This window comes from Streptomyces sp. NPDC037410, from assembly GCF_055602235.1.
This window is the reverse complement of the sequence record NZ_JBVJWR010000007.1, coordinates 81367-97670: the sequence shown is the minus strand read 5'-3', so window position 1 is coordinate 97670 and position 16304 is coordinate 81367. Positions and strand designations below refer to the sequence as shown.

The window sequence follows — 16304 nt, the reverse complement described above, 5'->3', positions numbered from 1 at the left end:
ACTGGATCCGAGACACCGCGATATCGTGCGGCGGGCATACTCGACCATGAGGGATCAGATGACCGGCGACTCCGTACCCGAGCTCCCCGAAGGCTCATGGGCTTCGAGCCCGGGGACTCGCCGGAGCATGCAGTCGAACAAGGGGCGCGACACCAAGCCGGAGCTGGCTCTGCGGAGCGCAGCCCACGCCCTCGGCCTCCGATACCACGTCTCCGAGCGACCGATTCCGGCCATCAGGCGCACCGCCGACCTTGTGTTCAGTCGGGCACGTATCGCGGTATTCATGGACGGCTGCTTCTGGCACGCGTGCCCTGAACACTTCACCGTCTCCCGGACCAATCCGGAGTACTGGGCGGAGAAGGCCGAGAAGAACCGGGCGCGTGATCGACAGACAGACGGGCTTCTCCAGGAAGCGGGCTGGGTCGTTCTCAGAGTGTGGGAGCACGAGGACCCTCGTCAGGCGGCAGCCCGCCTGAGGAAGCTCTACGATCGCCGTATCGCCGATCAACGTGACAGAGAAGCGCGCTGAACGTCAGCCCACCCATCGCATTTCAGCCACAAATCGATCGCTTCCGTACCAGTTGTGAGATCGATGCCCTTTTTCATGTGCCGGGGCACCCAATAATGTGTGACCTTGAACGAAGGTGACGTGCCGGCACGCTGCTCAGCAGATGCCCCCCATGACGTCGGAGCGCCCCTGGGTTCAATCGACCTCAAGCGCACGAGACAGGGGAGCGGTCACCGCCCATGACCGAGGCATTCGACGGCATGTACGACACGTTCAAGGCTCTCCTGGACTCGTTCCCCCCATCGGAAGCGGTCAAGCGGCTGGAGCAGCTCGGCATCAGCTCGGACATCATCCAGCAGATCCGTGAGCGTCACGAGCAGCAGACGATTCGCATCAAGGAGCTCGAGGAGCCTCACGCGGTCATCCTCGACAACCGCGACACCTGGTACACCGGACCGCACGCCAAGGACAAGTGCTGGCCGGCGATCGTCGACATCCTTCGCAAGGACGGATGGCCTGAGGACCCTGCCATCAAGTCCTTGGACGACTCTTCGACCCGCATCGTCTCCTTGCTGAACCACCCCAAGGAGAAGTCCTTCTCGACACGCGGGCTCGTCGTCGGATACGTACAGTCGGGCAAGACGACCAACTTCACCTCCGTCATCGCCAAAGCGGCCGACCGCGGCTACAAACTCTTCATCGTTCTTGCCGGCGTCCACAACGGGCTGCGACGGCAGACCCAGGCACGCCTCGTGCAGCAGCTCGTCGAGCCGAACCCCGCGATGTGGTCGCAGCTGACGGGTCTCGACCGGGACTTCACTCCCGGGGAGAACCCCGCCTCCTACTTCGGTAAGAGCAACGGGACGCGCGTGCTGTGCGTGGTCAAGAAGAACGCCGCGGTGCTGCGCAAACTCTTCCGATGGCTTGAAAAGGCGTCCGACTACCTGAAGGACTGCCCGACGCTGATCATCGACGACGAGGCCGACCAGGCCACGGTGGCCACCAAGTCGATCAATCCGCTGATCCTCAGCATCATGAGCACCCTCCCGAGGTGCGCCTACGTCGGATACACCGCCTCCCCGTTCGCGAACCTGCTGATCGATCCGGGTGCGGAAGATCTCTATCCCAAGGACTTCGTGGTCAACCTGCCGAAACCTCAGGGGCACTTCGGCACCGAGGTCCTCTTCGGCCGCTACGCCCTCGACGGCGAGGACCCCGAGCAGGTCGACGACGGCCACGACATGATCCGGTCCGTGCCCACGGACGACGTGCCCTGCGTGCGCCCCACGACGAAGGCGGACGTCGAGGGCTTCGAACCGGTCATCACCGACACCCTGCGGACTGCGATCGAGTACTTCTGGCTCGCCACTGCCGCACGGCGCGTCCGCGGCTCGGGAAGCCAGCACAACACGATGCTGATCCACACCAGCGTCAACACCACTGTGCACGACAGCTTCCGCAGGCCGCTCGAGCACCTGCGTGATCAGACCGCGGTATCGCTGTCGGACGACGCCTTGCTGCTCCGGTTGTGTGACCTGTGGGATCGGGAGACCGCTCAAGTCCCCGCCGAGGAATTCGGCGAGACCAAGGTTCCGTTCGAGGCGCTGCTGCCTGAACTGCCCGAGGTACTGAAGAGTTGCCGCATCATCATGGACAACTCGAACAGCGAGGACCGCCTGGACTACGAGAACGGCCCGGTCACGGCGATCGCGGTCGGCGGCAACACCCTGTCACGAGGTCTGACCCTCGAGGGCCTGTCGGTCAGCTACTTCGTTCGGGCCGTCTCGGCGTACGACACTCTGCTTCAGATGGGCCGGTGGTTCGGCTTCCGGAACGGTTACGCCGATCTCCCCCGGATCTGGATGACGGACGAGCTGGCCGAGTGGTTCCGGCACCTCGCGACCGTCGAGACCGAGATGCGCCGCGACGTCGACATCTACATGACCGAGGACGAGACTCCGCTCACCTTCGCGGTACGTCTGCGGACGCACCCCGCGCTCCGTGTGACGGCGGCGGCCAAGATGCGTGACGCCGTGACGGCGGCGTCCTCCTATGGCGGCAAGCGTGTCCAGACCCACTACTTCCACACCGACGGGGAATGGCTGCGCGGAAACATCGACGCCGCCCGTGATCTGGTGGGCGCATCGGTCGCGAACGCCGTCACGGCCGAGAAGAGGCCCGCGGAAGGCCGGTTCGTGTATCGCGGTGTCCCCTACGACCTGGTCCTTGACTTCCTGTCCTCCTACCGATTCCACGAGCACTCCCCGGAGAACGATGCCGACCTCCTGACGGGCTACATCCGGAAGCGGGTAGCGGCTGGATCGCTTCGCCGGTGGAACGTCGCCATCGTCGGCAACCCTCGCGGCGAGGACTTCGAATTCGCTCCTGGTGTCTCCGTCGGACGCAACGTGCGCGCGCGGCTTTCCGTGTCGAATCCGACCCCGGGTCTCGCCGACATCAAGACACTGATGAGCCGTCGAGACGCTGCGGTGGACCTCGACGGGGACGTCTCGAGTCTCAAGGAGGAGGCCATCATGGAACGGCGCCGTTTCGAGCTCCCCGACACCGGCCTGCTGGTCCTGTACCCGATCGACAAGCTCTCGACGCCGAGCCCCTCGAAGTTGAGGCGTGAGGCGTTGAACGCCGAAGAACACGTCGTCGGCGTTGGCCTGGTCTTCCCGGCTCCCCTGCACGACAGCACCGTCGAGAAGTACATCTCGGCCGATCTGTCGAAGATCCGCCTCGAGGACGAGGACTACAGCATCCTCGACAGCGACGACGCATGAGCGAGGAGATACTGCGGAGTCTCGTCGAGGAACGCTGGACTGCACTCGAAGCCGAACGGACCACGGGTGAGCGACGCCTCCGCGTCTCTCACCTCCCGATCGTCGTCGAGCACGACAATCCGCTGGCGGTGGCCGTGGACCACGACGGACACCGCCACGTCCTCGTACCGATACCGGCACATCGCCGAGTACGGCCCGGCCTGGACGGGCCCGTTCTTCAGCTGCGCAAGCGTCCGTTGGAGGATGCCGACACCTACCAGACATACGCGGACCTCGCATGCCTGCGAAGCGATCTCAACGATCTCTTCACCGACCTGTGTGTCGACGTGTTGGGGACGGCCGAGGGACATCCCGAGAATCCACTCAAGGCCCTCCACCACGTCCTCGACCGCTGGAAGGAACTCTTCCGCACTCAGGGCAGCCCTCTGACCGGCGAGCAGCTCGCCGGCCTCTTCGGCGAGCTCACCGTTCTCTGCCGCCTGTTGGGGACGGACCCGAGTGCGCATCGCCTGTGGCTTGGACCCGAGGGGCACCGGCACGACTTCTCATCCGGATCCACGGCCATCGAGGTGAAAGCCGGCACCGCCTCCGGCCGAAGGCCTCGCATCCACGGACTCGATCAGCTCGATCGGCCGAACGACGGATCCCTCGCGCTCGTGTGGTTCCGTCTGCAGCCCACACCCGGTGGCTCTCTCGGCACATCCGTCGTCGAGCTCGTCGATCGGGCCCGCAGGCTCTGTGACGACGAGGGATCCCTCCTCGAAATGCTCGCGACCGCCGGATATCGCTCCGCGGACGCCGACCGCTACCGCGGCGCGCGGTTCCTCATCGAAGAGGAGAGGTGGTACGACGTGGGTCCCACGTTTCCCGGCCTCACGACCAGGGGTCTCATCGAGGCGGGGCTCTCGGTGTCCGTCCAGAACGTCGAGTACACGATCGATCTCTCCGGCGACCTCCCCGTTCCACTGACGGACGACGAGGTGTCACGAGTGATCGACGACATCGTCCAGGAGTCGCTGTGATCGAGCCCCGCTGGTTCTCCCAGCCATATCCGCCGGAAGGGGCGAGCGCCGCAGAAGGCATCCGCAATCAACTCGGTCGCCCCGAGCTCGACCTGCTCACCATCCTCGTGCGTGAGTCGGCTCAGAACAGTTGGGACGCCCGCTCCGTCACCTCTACGGAACCTGTCGACTACCGCATCGACGTGTCCACCGTCGGCCCGGCCCACATCGGTACGTGGCGTGAGCTTCTCCTCTCCGGCGCACCGGCGAACGCAGACGAATTCCCGCTGCGCGACACACTCAGGCACGGCCCGGTCCGGCTTCTGTCCGTGTCAGATCGTGGGACCCGCGGGCTGGGCGGCCCGACCCGCGCCAACGACGCCGTGGGGAGTGATCGCGACTTCGTCTCCTTCATCCGCAATATCGGGGAGCCCCGCGACACGGCGCTGGGCGGCGGAACCTACGGCTTCGGTAAGGGCATCTTCTATCTGCTGTCCAAGCCGGGGACGATTCTCGTCCACTCACGATGCCGCACTCCGCAGGGCGAGCTTGAGACACGGCTCATCGGGTGCACCCTCTGGAAGAGCCACGTGGCCGTCCAGAACGGATCGAACCGTCGTTTCACAGGGCGACACTGGTGGGGCGACGCCTCCGGCGAAGTGATCGAGCCCCTGATGGGGACACATGCGGACACGGTGGCGCGTCGCCTCGGGCTGAGAGCATTCTCCGCCGGTGAGACCGGCACGACCGTCGTGGTCATCGACCCGAGCCTGGACGAGCTGGAGCCCTCCGAGGCCGCGGACTATCTGGCCGGCACGATCGCCTGGCATCTCTGGCCGAAGATGATCTCCGCCGAGGGCGTCAACCCCGCCATGCGGTTCTCGGTCACCTGCGACGGAGTCGATCACCCGGTCCCGGATCCGCGGGAGACCGCGCCCCTCGACATGTTCGTCTCCGCCTACGAGGCGATGAACGGACCGGACGGACGCAACCTGCAGTGCCTCAAACCCAAGCGCCATCTCGGTCGCTTCGGAGTGGTGAAGCGTATTCGACCGCCGCTTGAGCCGAGCCGTGCGGGACGCATGCTGAACATCGAGAGTCTCGTTCATCACGTCTGTCTGATGCGGCCGGCCGAACTGGTCGTCACCTACCGAGCAGGCCAGAAGCCTCCGAGCGAGAACATCGCATACGCCGGGGTATTCCGGGCCGACGAGTCCATGGACGAGGTGTACGCCAAGGCCGAGCCTCCCACTCACGACGCCTGGAATCCGCAGTCGCTGGAGCGCCCGGAGAGCACGTTCGTCCACACGACGTTCCGCCGCATCGAGGAGGCGCTCGAGCAACTGCTCTCTCTCGGCGGGGTCGCCCGCTCCGGTGCGCGCAGTGTGGCACTCGGAGCGGCAAGCACACTGTTCTCGGGACTGGTCGGCGGATCCTGGGGCATCGGCGGCGCGACCGCCTACGCCAAGCCGGGAAGCACGGCCACACGCGTCGGAGCGCAGGAAGCCGCGAGCAGGGGACGGAATGCGGTCTCGCCCAGCGGCGACTCCCGCGGCGCCGCATCAGGGCGTGGTGCGGAGACCGCTCGCGAGACCTGGGACGGGGGCGGAGAAGGTACCGCCTTCACCGACACGACGGAGACGGGCGTCCCCGGACGCCGCCGCCGGCCGAGAGTCCAGTACGTCGGCGATCCCTACTACGACGATCGCGGCGACCTGACGCTGCTCGTACAGGAGTTCCGCCTACCTGTACCCATGGCGCAGCGGGTCCATGTCGATCTGGCTGTGGCGCTGCCCGGAGTAGGGGGCCGCGAGACGGATCCGCCGATCGGGGCGCAGATGCCGACGCTCGTCGGCTGGGAGGACGATGACGGGCGCCTGCACACATCTGAGACCTGTGTGATCGACGGCGGTGAATCCGTCTGGCGGGCCCTCGTGCAACCCGCGCCGGACACGATGACCGAGATCGGCATCAGAGTGGAGGCGGTGAGCACACCGTGAGTCTGCGCGTTCTTCCGTACCGCACCCCGTCCGAAGACGTCGTCGCTGCCGAACCGTGGCACCTCGTCGTCGAAGACGGAGAGATGCCCCTGCCCGAGGCGCTACCGCATTGGGATTACCGCATGGACCTGGCTCTCCGGAGAACCGTGCGCATCGATCTCGATCGCGTTCGTACTGAATGCGGCCTTCCTGAGGAAGCCGCCCTGATGCTGGCCACGGTGTGGACGGCCAGCGGCTCGAACCTGAGTGGTCCGGGGCACCGGGTGCGACTCACCGAGCGCGGCGTCTGCGCTGTCGATCTCGATGTGCGATTGCCTGGAGCAGATCTCGGCGGGCTCCTCATCCTCGACACGGCTTTGCTTCTTGCCGAAGGTCGGAGCGACGGCCGTCCGTCATCCCCGCGTCGCGCCGGCTCCGTCCTGTGGAGCGAACGGGAATCGGTCCGCCTTCAGGGCGATGCGCCGCAGTTCCCCATGGCTGTGATCGACTTCGCCAATACCTCCTTCCCGGACGGTGCAGCCTGGCATCTGCAGATCAGCGGTGGCCTGGAGAACGCGACGATGGGTTCCCTCCTGCTCCTGGTCAACGAACGGAACAAGGTCACCACCGCGGCCTTCGAGCACGCCCACAAGCCCCGCCCTGTCGACCAGGTCGTCCTCTCTGCGGTCTACGCGGATGCCGCTCGCGTCATGATCGAATACGCCCTGTCCCATGAGGACTTCTCAGAGGAGTCCGACTACGCCGAGGACTCCCTCGGCGCCACCCTCCTGAGTCTGTTCGACCAACTCTTTCCAGGTCAGTCCATCACCGACGTCCGGCTGCGCCGTCTGCAGTCACCGGCGATCTTCGCCTCGGACCTTCAGGCCGCCGTCAAGATCTTCGAGGTGTCGTGATGAGCCTTCTCTATCCGCGTCTGCTGCCGCAGCAGGCCAGACAGCTCTACGAGGAGTACCGGGATCTCTCGATCCCCGACCTCGCCGAGCGAGTGTCCTACGCGCATCCGTCGGCGGTCTATGTCGCCACTGGCGGCGATCGAGTCTCGGCAGAGCAGCTCAAAGAGCTCCGCCGGACCGTCGTCGAGCTCGCCGAACGCTCCGGCTTCCCCCACTCGTCCGACCGAGCTCGCAACACCGAGTTCGATCTCGCGCTGGCCGCGCTCCTGCATGCAGAAATGGGCATGGTCCCCGCGGAGGCCGCCTCCCGAGACGTGTGGGCCTTCCTCGCGATCGCTGTACTCCCTGATGTCGCGTACTGGCGTTATCCGCACCCTCCGCGAGACCGCGTTCTCGGTACGGATCTCACACGGCACGTGTTCGGCCGACTCTGGTGGCGTGGGCAACTGGTGCGCTCGAGTGACACAGAGAATCCCTACGGGGCTCTCAAGATCCTCGGCGAGGCCGCCTTCGATCAGATCTATGCACGCCGTGCCGCTCTGGGCGGAAGTCCCCATATGGTGCGTGCCATTCTCCGTGTCTGGAACGACCTGAATCTGCAGGGGCTGAACGAGCGCGAGACGTTCCGCGATTTCCTCAAGCGTCTGCTTCGACTTGCGCCTTTCGTGCTCTTCGATGGAATCGAGGACGATGCCCTGGACGATGAGCTTCGTGCCGTAGCGCAGGAGTCCATAGACGCTCAACGTCCTGCCTCCGTTCCCGCGAGGACGGCCCGGTTCAAATCGCTCGAGATCTGCGCCGGAGCAGGGGCCCAGGCACTCGGGCTTGAGCAGGCGGGCTTCGATCCGTTGCTCCTCATCGACAGCAAGGCCGATGCGTGCTTCACCATCGATCTCAACCGTCCCGGCTGGGACGTCGTCTGCATGGATGTCGTGGAGTTCCGTGCCCGTATGCGTCCGGACGTCGTCGGTGTCGATCTCTTGAGCGGTGGACTGCCTCGTGTGAAGTCGTCGGCCACAGTAGGACGCGCTGAAGACACGGAGGAGCGGCGGGTCCTTCGAGCTGCGGTCGAGCTGGCGTGCTCGATCAAGCCGAAGGCCGTACTCCTGGAGAACGTGCCCGATCTGGTGGAGAGCCCCGCCTTTGCGGCGGACCGCGCCTGGATCGAGGAGGAGCTGATAGGCGCGGGCTATCGTTCGAGCTGGCGAGTACTCAACGCCTCGGACTTCGGCGTCCCACAGAACCGGAGCAGCGGCTTCCTGATCGCGCTGCGAGACCCATACTTCTCGCGTTTCCAGTGGCCGAAGGTCCACGACACGGTACCGCCGACGGTCGGTGACGCGCTCGGGCCCTCGATGGCCTCACGCGGCTGGCCCGGTGCAGAACAGTGGATCAAGAACGCCGACCGGATCGCGCCGGCCCTGGTCGGAGGGTCCGACCGCCGAGGCGGTGCCGACCTCGGTCCCACCGGCAGCAAGAAGGCCTGGGCCACCTTGGGAGTGAACGGAAACAGCCTCGGCGACGAACCGCCCGGCCTCGACTTCCCTGCGGATGATCATCCCAAGCTGACCGTCGAGCAGACCGCGATGATTCAGGCGTTTCCCACAGACTGGAGCTTCGCGGGGGGCAAGACGTCCAGGTACCGTCAGATCGGTCACGCCATGCCACCTCCTCTGGCGACGGCGGTCGGACTTGCCATCGCCGCGGCTCTGCGAAGCTAAGATCGCACCATGCGCGCGCCCCGTCCCATCACCCCCGAGCCCATCACCGTCCTGGATCTCTTCGCCGGTTGCGGCGGCTTCACCCAGGGGTTTCACGAGTTCAGGCCGGACGGGACGGTCGACAGCGGGCCCGTATTCCACAGCATCGCGGCGGTCGAGCACAACAAGGCGGCGGCAGCGACATACGCGATGAACTTCGGAAGCGGTCGACCCGACAAGAGCCTCCCTGAGGCTCGGGTCTACTTCGGCGACATCGAGGAGTGGAAGCCGACGAAGGAGACCCTTCACGCGGACGTCATCGTCGGAGGGCCCCCGTGCCAGGGGTTCTCCGCGTTGAACCGCCAGAAGAAGGGGAGTGAGCGCAACCGCCTCTGGGAGGAGTACGTCCGCATCGTCGCGGAGGTCCGCCCGAAGCTCTTCGTGATCGAGAACGTCGACCGCTTCCTCAAGTCGGACGAATTCCAGAATCTTCTGAAGGAAGTAGAGCCCGGAGGGTTGCTGGCCGACTATCGACTGGTCGCCCCTCCCGGGCACCAGCCGTCCGACACCGAAGAGGAGAGGATCCGGCGCTATCTCCTCAACTCTGCGAACTACGGGGCCGTTCAGGCACGTCGTCGCGCGATCGTCATCGGCGTGCGCCGTGATATCGAGGACAGCCGCGCTATGACCTATCCCTCCCAGACGCATTTCCGCGCCCCCAAGAAGTCGGCTAAGACGCCTGCTCAGCCGCTCGACGGAGTCGACGGAGGCATCCAGTCCTGGGAGGCCGTTGACAGCGTATTCAAGGAATCAGCGGAGATCCCTCTCAAGGGAACGGAACTTCCTGACACCAAGGACCACATCACCGAAGTGGACGCGGTGGTCCCAGGAGCCTTCGACACCGAAGACCTTCACATTCGTCGCAATCCCGAGATCCTTTCGCTCGCGCGCTACGGTAAAATTCCACCCGGCGGGAACCGAAAGGACCTGCGCGGCTGGTGGTTCACCGTCGACGAATCCGGAAGTATCAAGTACTTCACGGAGCCGAACCCTCCGGGGGTGAAGACCCTCGTACGCCCCCTTTCCACGGAGAGCTGGGACAATCACAACACCGGCACCGGCGACGTCATGGGGCGCCTCCGCTTCGGAGAGCCGTCCGTCACGATCAGAACCGAGTTCTTCAAGCCCGAGAAGGGCCGATACCTGCACCCAGAATTGAACCGGCCCATCACTCATTACGAAGCTGCCCGCATTCAGGGCTTTCCTGCCACATTCCGATGGTGCGGCTCCAAGACGGAGATCGCCATGCAGATCGGAAACGCAGTACCGATTCCCCTCGGCAGAGCGATAGCGTCCGCCATCTACGCCTTCCTGCGCGGCTGACACCTGGCCGACATCGGCCGAGGAGTGTGTCCCGGAGGTTCTGGATCGGTAGGGACGGGACGGCCTCAAGGAGTGACTCTTCAAGCTGCGCCGGAGATCTTCGCCGCCGTGGGCCGAGTTTGGGCGGTTCTGCCAAATCCGCCGAGGTAGGGATGGGTGCCGATGAGGTAGTCGCCGACCTGCTGGCGCATGCCGGCAGGGATGTAGTACCGGTCGAGGTCGGCTGGCTGGCTGGCTGGCTGGACGAAGCGGACGCCGTCGGCCTCGTCGTCAACTGTGGACTCGCCGCCGACGGGGCGGCGGATGTAGGCGTTCTCGCACTGTCGGCGGACCTCGCCGTCGGTGTACGCCACGATGTGGTTCGGGTTGATACAGACGCAGAGGAAGCCCGTGATCTCGGCGACGATCCCCGTCTCCTCCAGCCGGAATTGCGTGGGTCGCGCACGAGGAGATCCCGCAGTACGTGCCGTACGGCTCTTCGCGCCCCTACGGGATTACCGCAACCTCCACATGACTCGGCGAGCCGCGGGGCAGCGGCACCCAGCGCAGGTCGCCCGCCGTGCGGGTGGCGCGGGTGGGGCTCGTCGAGGTGGGCCTGCTTCGTGGGCTTCTGGTGGGACCGCCCTCTTTCCGAGAGTCGCTCCTTCCGGCGGCGCGTCAAGGGCAAGTCGGCTTCGCCGATGGCCTTCGGCCACCCTTGACCCGCCACCTCCAGGAGCGAAAGACCTCTCGGAGGGCGGTCCGGGGGTGGGGGTCCACGCCGCCAGTCCGGGGGTGCTTCCCGCCGTAGGCGGGGAGCACCCCTGTGGGTGGGGGCGAGGCCGGGCATCGGCGGGCCGGGTGTCGGCTGCGCGGCTGGGTGGGTGGGGGCTTGGTTCGTAACGGGGGTGGGTGGGGCCGGTTCCGTCGGCTCGGGGTGCGCTGTCGTTGAATTGGGGCGGCCCGGCAGGGCTTAGCGGCTGTCCGTGGTCCGTTGGTGGGGCTTCATGCCCCGCTGGTCATTGCCGGTGGGTGGTGGGGTGCGAATAACTGCGCGCTACTCCCGGTAACAGCCCCCAACCAGGGCCCCAAAAGGGGCACATCGCCCATCCACTTCGAGTTACTGCGGGAAACCACCACTCACACAGCGACCAGCGGGGCATGAAGCCCAGTCATCCGACGACCGACACCCGCTAAGCCCTGCCGGGCTGCCCCATTCAACGGCCGCGCGCCCGACGAGACGGATCCGGCCCCACCCACCCCCGCTACGAACCCAGCCCCCACCCACCCTGGCGCGCGGCCGACTCCCGCCCAACCGATGCCCGGCCCCGCCGCCCACCAGGCACCTGCCACCCGCCTACGGCGGGAAGCGGCCCCCGGACTGGACGCGTGGCCCCGCCCCCGGCCGCCCTCCGAGTGTGGAAAGGCGGGCTCCGGTGCCGGGTCAAGGGTGGGCGGAGCCCATCGGCGAAGCCGACGCGACGAAGGAGCGCCCTTGACGCGGTGGTGGAGGCCGCCACACTCGGAAAGAGGGCGGCCGCACCCGCGCCCTCATGGGCGGCTCGCCGGGAGTGAGCCTAGGAACCTGCTGACGGCTGTCGCGAAATCCGCTGGGGCCGTCTCGTGGACCGTGTGTCCGGTGGGGAGTTCGATCAGGCAGGTATGGGGGCGCCTTGCCGCCATGGCCTTTGCGTGTTCGGCGCTGAGTACCGAGCTGCGGCTGCCTCGGATGAGCAAGGTCGGGCAGTCGCTCGCCAGCCAGTCGTTCCAGTGGTTCCCATTGAGGTGCCGTTGTGAGGCGTTCATGTCCTTCGGGTCGAAGGACATCCCCCATCCGTCGGGGTATTCACGGACCGCATGCACGACGTGGCCCGCCGACGGGCCCAGTTCTTTTAGGAGTTCGGCCCGGGTCGGTGTTCGGTGCGGCCAGGACTCGGTGAAGGACAGGTCTCCGTCGATCTCCGCTCCGATGTCCTCGACTATCAACGCGTCCACAAGCTCCGGTACCCGTGCCGCGAGTTGGTAGGCGTTGACCCCTCCCAGCGAGTGGCCGAGTACGACTGTCGAGTCGATCCCCAGATGTTCCAGTACGGCCGCCGCGTCCTCGATGTAGCCGGCGCGGGAGTAGTCGGGTGCGACGTCGGAGTGGCCGTGTCCGCGTTGGTCCAGGGCGATGACCCGCCAGCGGTTGCCCAGTTCCCCCGCCAGGCGCGTGAAGGTTCGCCCTTCTGCGAAGTGCCCGTGCAGAGTCAGCAGCGGGCGACCTGGGCCGCCGAAATCCAGGTACGACAAGCGACGCCCAGCCACTGTCAGGGCCGCGCGCTTCGGTTCCGGCGGGATCGTCGACCTCATGATCGTCAGTATGCGTCACCCACATGGGCGATCTTCACTCACCGTGTCCATGCGGGCGCGTTCGGTGCGTTACGGTCGCGCAAAACGGCCCCCGCCGATGGTTCGCACCCATCGGCGAGGGCCTGAACCACTCGTGGAAGGCTTGTTCCACCGTGATCTACCGGCACTTTAACGCGCCCTCGCGCGGCTTCACCCAGTTCTCGCACGACATCATTCGGCATCCCCGGCTCAGCTCCGACGCCGTTCGGCTTCTGACCTGGCAACTCTCCCTCCCCCAGGGCGCCCGCGAGTCGCTCTCCCGTACCGCCGAACGTGCCCGGATCGGGGCATGCGCCTTCACCCGCGCCAAGCGGCAGCTCAAGGAGGAAGGCTTCGTGCACGAGCGGCGCGTCCAGGTCGGTGGAGGGCGGTGGGTCACCCAACAGCTTGGGTCCGGTTCGCCGTTGACTCCCGAGCAGGCCGCCAAGCTTCTCTCGCGAGAGCCCGTCGCTTCCCTGCAGGTCGCACCGACTCCTCAGGAACCGGCCGCCGGTGCCCCGGTGACCCCGCCCACCGACCGTCATCCAGACAAAGACCCTGGGGAAGACATCTCCAACCTTCCCCCCGAGGTCCAGGCCGAGGACTCCCCTCGGCTCGAAGACGCCCGCGCCCTCATCGCCGCCCTTCCCGTCCTCTCCCCCGCCCTCCGCCACATCCCACCCGGCATGCGCGACGAGCTCGCCCGCCTCGCCGCCCGCTGGCTCGACGCCGGCCACACCTCCACCGACGTCCACGAACACATCCAGCGCTGCCTCCCGACCGGCGGGACACCCGTACACCGGCCCGGTGGGCTGGTGCGGTACCTGCTGCGTGACGTACCCGCCCGGGAACTGCCCCCGCCCGCACCCGCCAACCCGCTTTCGTCTCGGCTCCAAGGCGCTCGGGAGTGCGCCGGTGACCACACCCAGCCCATGCTCTTCCGGCCCCTCGGCGACGAGACGCACTGCCCCCAGTGCGCCCTGAGGGTCCTCACATGACTCCCGTACGCTCGAAGGCGTTCCGTCCACCCGATCAGAAAGGTCCCACCATGCCCCGCATCCCCTCCCCCGCCATAGCCGCCGCCGGGCTCGTCGGTGGGTACGCCGTTGCCCGGTGGACCAAGAAGCGGCCCCTGGGTGGGGTCGTGCTTGCTGCCGCCGGTGGTGTGGCCGCGCGGGAGTGGCAGCAGGTGGGTGGGGTGAAGGCTTCCGTGGGGCTGACCTCCGCGTATGTCGCCGCGTTCGCCGGGTCCCACCCGCTCGCCAAGAAGATCGGGGCCTGGCCCGCCGTGTTCTCCGTCGCCGGGGCGATGGCTGCCGCCTCCTGGGCCGTGACGCATGGGAAGGCCTGACCTCCCGGGCCGTCGCCCGAGCCAAGGCCTGACCCTGCCCCCCCCTGACCCCGCCCCAAAGGGACCTTCAGCCCCCCACCGCCCTGCTCACCACATAGATCAGCAGGCCCGCCAGCGCGCCCACCACCGTGCCGTTGATGCGGATGAACTGGAGGTCGCGGCCGATGTTGGCCTCGATCTTGCGGGAGGTCTGGGTGGCGTCCCAGCCGGCGACCGTGTCCGTGATCAGGGACGTGATCTCGTGGCGGTACGTCGTCACGACGTACGCCGCCGCGTCTTCCGCCCAGCCCTCCACCTTCGCCTGCAGGCGCGCGTCCGTCGCCAGGCGGGTGCCCAGGGAGATCAGGGAGGCGCGGGCGCGGAGGCGGAGCTGGCTGCGGTCGTCCTCGGCCGCCGCGATGATCAGGGACCGGACCGAGGACCAGGCCGAGGCGATGATGTCCTGGACCTCCGGGCGGGCCAGGAGGTCCGATTTCAGGCGTTCCACGCGGGCGCGGGTGTCCGTGTCCGCCTGGAGGTCCGCCGCGAAGTCGCCGAGGAAGCGGTCGATCGCGCCGCGCGCCGGGTGGCCCGGCATGTCCCGCATCTCCGTCACGAAGCGGAGGAGTTCCTTGTAGACGCGCTCGCCGATCCGGCGGTCGACGAAGCGCGGCGTCCAGCCCGGCGCTCCGCCCTGTACCGCGTCCATCACCGAGTCCCCGTGCGTGACCAGCCAGTCGTGCGCCCGGGTGCAGATCAGGTCGACCGCCCTGCGGTGCGCTCCGTCCGCGACGATCTTCTCCAGGGTCTTGCCCAGGCCAGGGGCGATCTCCGCTGATTCGGCGCGGCGCGTGATCGCTTCCCCCACCACCGCCTGCACGTCCGCGTCCCTCAGGACGGTGAGGGCGCCTCTCAGGGCCGTCGACAGTTCTGCCGTCACCCGGTCCGCGTGTGCCGGGTCCGCCAGCCACGTCCCCAGGCGGCGTCCGATCCCGAAGGCCTTCAGCCGGCCTCGTACGACGTCGGCCGAGAGGAAGTTCTCGCCCACGAACGTGCCCAGGGACGCTCCCAGCTGGTCCTTCTTCGTCGGGATGATCGCCGTGTGCGGGATCGGCAGGCCCAGCGGGCGCCGGAACAGCGCCGTCACCGCGAACCAGTCCGCCAGTGCGCCGACCATGCCCGCCTCCGCCGCCGCCGCGACATAGCCCGCCCAGGCCCCCCAGCCCGCGTTCCGCGCCCAGGTCGCCAGGCCGTAGATCACGGCCACGACGAGCAGCAGGGACGTGGCCAGCGTCTTCATGCGCCGGACGCCTCTGCTCTTCTCCTCGTCCGCAGCCGTGTACGAGAAACTCACCATCGACTCGACCTCCTACCTCAGGGACTCCCGGCGGTCCTCCCGAGTTCCCCCGTACATCTTCGCGATCACCGCCTCGATGTCCGGCTCCCGCACCGAGAGGTCCAGGAGGGGATGTCTCGACGCCACCGCCGCCACCAGCGGGGCCGCCGATGCCGTCGCCGGGAACGCGAGCCACTGACGCGGGCCCTGCGACCGTACGAAACGGGCGCCCGGCACGTCCGTGATCGGGGGCAGTTCCCGCTCCAGGTCCACCACCAGGAGCCGTTCGCTCTCGCCCACCGCGTGCAGGCCGGCCAGCTCGCCGTCGTACATCAGGCGTCCGTGGTCGATCACCATCACCCGTGAGCAGAGCTGCTCGATGTCCGTGAGGTCGTGGGTGGTCAGCAACACCGTCGTGCCCCGGGTGGCGTTCAGGTCTTTCAGGAACTCCCGCACCCTCGCCTTCGACACCACGTCCAGGCCGATCGTCGGCTCGTCCAGGTACAGCACCTCCGGATCGTGCAGCAGCGCCGCCGCGATGTCGCCGCGCATCCGCTGGCCGAGGGAGAGCTGCCGTACCGGCACGTCGAGCAGGTCGCCCAGGTCGAGGAGGTCCACGCAGCGGGCGAGGTTCTCCTCGTAGCGGGCATCGGGGATCCGGTACATGCGGTGCGTCAGCCGGTACGAGTCCCTCAGCGGGAGGTCCCACCAGAGCGAGGTGCGCTGGCCGAAGACCACCCCCATCCGCTGCGCCAGGCGCGTGCGCTCGCGCGCCGGGTCGATGCCCGCGACCCGCAGCCGGCCGCCGCTGGGGGTGAGGATGCCCGTGAGCATCTTGATCGTGGTCGACTTCCCCGCGCCGTTCGGGCCGATGTAGCCGACCATCTCCCCGCGCTCGACCGCGAAGGAGATGCCGTCCACTGCCCTGACCTCCCGCTTCTCGCGGCGTAGCAGGCCTGTTCTGCGGTGGACCGTGAAGGTCTTCTCGATCGCGTCCAGTTCGATGAAGGGCATACGG

At 67.2% G+C, this 16304-nt stretch carries 12 protein-coding genes and 1 pseudogene; 9 read left to right on the top strand and 4 right to left on the bottom strand.

Annotated features, from left to right (window positions below; translation table 11 throughout):
• Positions 1–46 precede the first annotated feature (46 nt).
• The 7 genes from ACZ7HT_RS13745 (at position 47) to ACZ7HT_RS13715 (ending at position 10271) form a co-directional block, all read left to right on the top strand.
• Positions 47–529, top strand: a complete 483-nt coding sequence (locus tag ACZ7HT_RS13745) for a very short patch repair endonuclease (protein ID WP_471164282.1) — start codon at positions 47–49, stop codon at positions 527–529.
• A 218-nt stretch (positions 530–747) separates the two neighbouring features.
• On the top strand, positions 748–3294 hold the full coding sequence (locus tag ACZ7HT_RS13740) for a Z1 domain-containing protein (RefSeq protein ID WP_471164279.1): 2547 nt from the start codon (positions 748–750) through the stop codon (positions 3292–3294).
• Positions 3291–4316, top strand: a complete 1026-nt coding sequence (locus ACZ7HT_RS13735; protein WP_471164277.1) for a PD-(D/E)XK motif protein — start codon at positions 3291–3293, stop codon at positions 4314–4316. Before ACZ7HT_RS13740 ends, ACZ7HT_RS13735 begins: the two co-directional genes overlap by 4 nt.
• On the top strand, positions 4313–6295 hold the full coding sequence (locus tag ACZ7HT_RS13730; RefSeq protein WP_471164274.1) for a hypothetical protein: 1983 nt from the start codon (positions 4313–4315) through the stop codon (positions 6293–6295). Before ACZ7HT_RS13735 ends, ACZ7HT_RS13730 begins: the two co-directional genes overlap by 4 nt.
• Complete coding sequence (locus ACZ7HT_RS13725; RefSeq protein WP_471164271.1) at positions 6292–7188, top strand: hypothetical protein; 897 nt, start codon at positions 6292–6294, stop codon at positions 7186–7188. The genes ACZ7HT_RS13730 and ACZ7HT_RS13725 overlap by 4 nt, the downstream gene beginning before the upstream one ends.
• The gene (locus ACZ7HT_RS13720; RefSeq protein WP_471164268.1) at positions 7188–8909 is read left to right on the top strand and encodes a DUF6339 family protein; all 1722 of its coding nucleotides are present in this window, start codon (positions 7188–7190) and stop codon (positions 8907–8909) included. The genes ACZ7HT_RS13725 and ACZ7HT_RS13720 overlap by 1 nt, the downstream gene beginning before the upstream one ends.
• Before the next feature lie 9 nt (positions 8910–8918).
• Complete coding sequence (locus tag ACZ7HT_RS13715; protein ID WP_471164266.1) at positions 8919–10271, top strand: DNA cytosine methyltransferase; 1353 nt, start codon at positions 8919–8921, stop codon at positions 10269–10271.
• 80 nt (positions 10272–10351) lie between these two features.
• Here the strand turns inward: ACZ7HT_RS13715 and ACZ7HT_RS13710 are convergent, their stop codons facing one another.
• On the bottom strand, positions 10352–10624 hold the full coding sequence (locus ACZ7HT_RS13710; protein WP_471164263.1) for a hypothetical protein: 273 nt from the start codon (positions 10622–10624) through the stop codon (positions 10352–10354).
• Positions 10625–11801: 1177 nt separating this feature from the next.
• On the bottom strand, positions 11802–12602 hold the full coding sequence (locus ACZ7HT_RS13705; protein WP_471164261.1) for an alpha/beta fold hydrolase: 801 nt from the start codon (positions 12600–12602) through the stop codon (positions 11802–11804).
• Between the two features lie 152 nt (positions 12603–12754).
• Between ACZ7HT_RS13705 and ACZ7HT_RS13700 the strand changes: the two genes are divergently transcribed.
• Entirely contained in the window at positions 12755–13618 is an 864-nt protein-coding gene (locus ACZ7HT_RS13700) for a hypothetical protein (protein ID WP_471164258.1), read from the top strand.
• 50 nt (positions 13619–13668) lie between these two features.
• Positions 13669–13971: a hypothetical protein gene (locus tag ACZ7HT_RS13695; protein ID WP_471164256.1), complete on the top strand. Its 303-nt coding sequence runs from the start codon at positions 13669–13671 to the stop codon at positions 13969–13971.
• 67 nt (positions 13972–14038) lie between these two features.
• Here the strand turns inward: ACZ7HT_RS13695 and ACZ7HT_RS13690 are convergent.
• A pseudogene (locus tag ACZ7HT_RS13690) lies at positions 14039–15307 on the bottom strand (DUF445 domain-containing protein); the annotation flags it as partial.
• Positions 15308–15319: 12 nt separating this feature from the next.
• Positions 15320–16300: an ABC transporter ATP-binding protein gene (locus ACZ7HT_RS13685; RefSeq protein WP_471164252.1), complete on the bottom strand. Its 981-nt coding sequence runs from the start codon at positions 16298–16300 to the stop codon at positions 15320–15322.
• Between the last annotated feature and the right edge of the window lie 4 nt (positions 16301–16304).

What these genes read in the sequence shown, in the direction of transcription:
- ACZ7HT_RS13745 (WP_471164282.1), top strand. Translation starts at nt 47, where the DNA reads ATGAGGGATCAGATGACCGGCGACTCCGTACCCGAGCTCCCCGAAGGC.
- ACZ7HT_RS13720 (WP_471164268.1), top strand. Translation starts at nt 7,188, where the DNA reads ATGAGCCTTCTCTATCCGCGTCTGCTGCCGCAGCAGGCCAGACAGCTC.
- ACZ7HT_RS13685 (WP_471164252.1), bottom strand. Translation starts at nt 16,300, where the DNA reads ATGCCCTTCATCGAACTGGACGCGATCGAGAAGACCTTCACGGTCCAC.
- ACZ7HT_RS13705 (WP_471164261.1), bottom strand. Translation starts at nt 12,602, where the DNA reads ATGAGGTCGACGATCCCGCCGGAACCGAAGCGCGCGGCCCTGACAGTG.
- ACZ7HT_RS13735 (WP_471164277.1), top strand. Translation starts at nt 3,291, where the DNA reads ATGAGCGAGGAGATACTGCGGAGTCTCGTCGAGGAACGCTGGACTGCA.
- ACZ7HT_RS13695 (WP_471164256.1), top strand. Translation starts at nt 13,669, where the DNA reads ATGCCCCGCATCCCCTCCCCCGCCATAGCCGCCGCCGGGCTCGTCGGT.
- ACZ7HT_RS13715 (WP_471164266.1), top strand. Translation starts at nt 8,919, where the DNA reads ATGCGCGCGCCCCGTCCCATCACCCCCGAGCCCATCACCGTCCTGGAT.
- ACZ7HT_RS13740 (WP_471164279.1), top strand. Translation starts at nt 748, where the DNA reads ATGACCGAGGCATTCGACGGCATGTACGACACGTTCAAGGCTCTCCTG.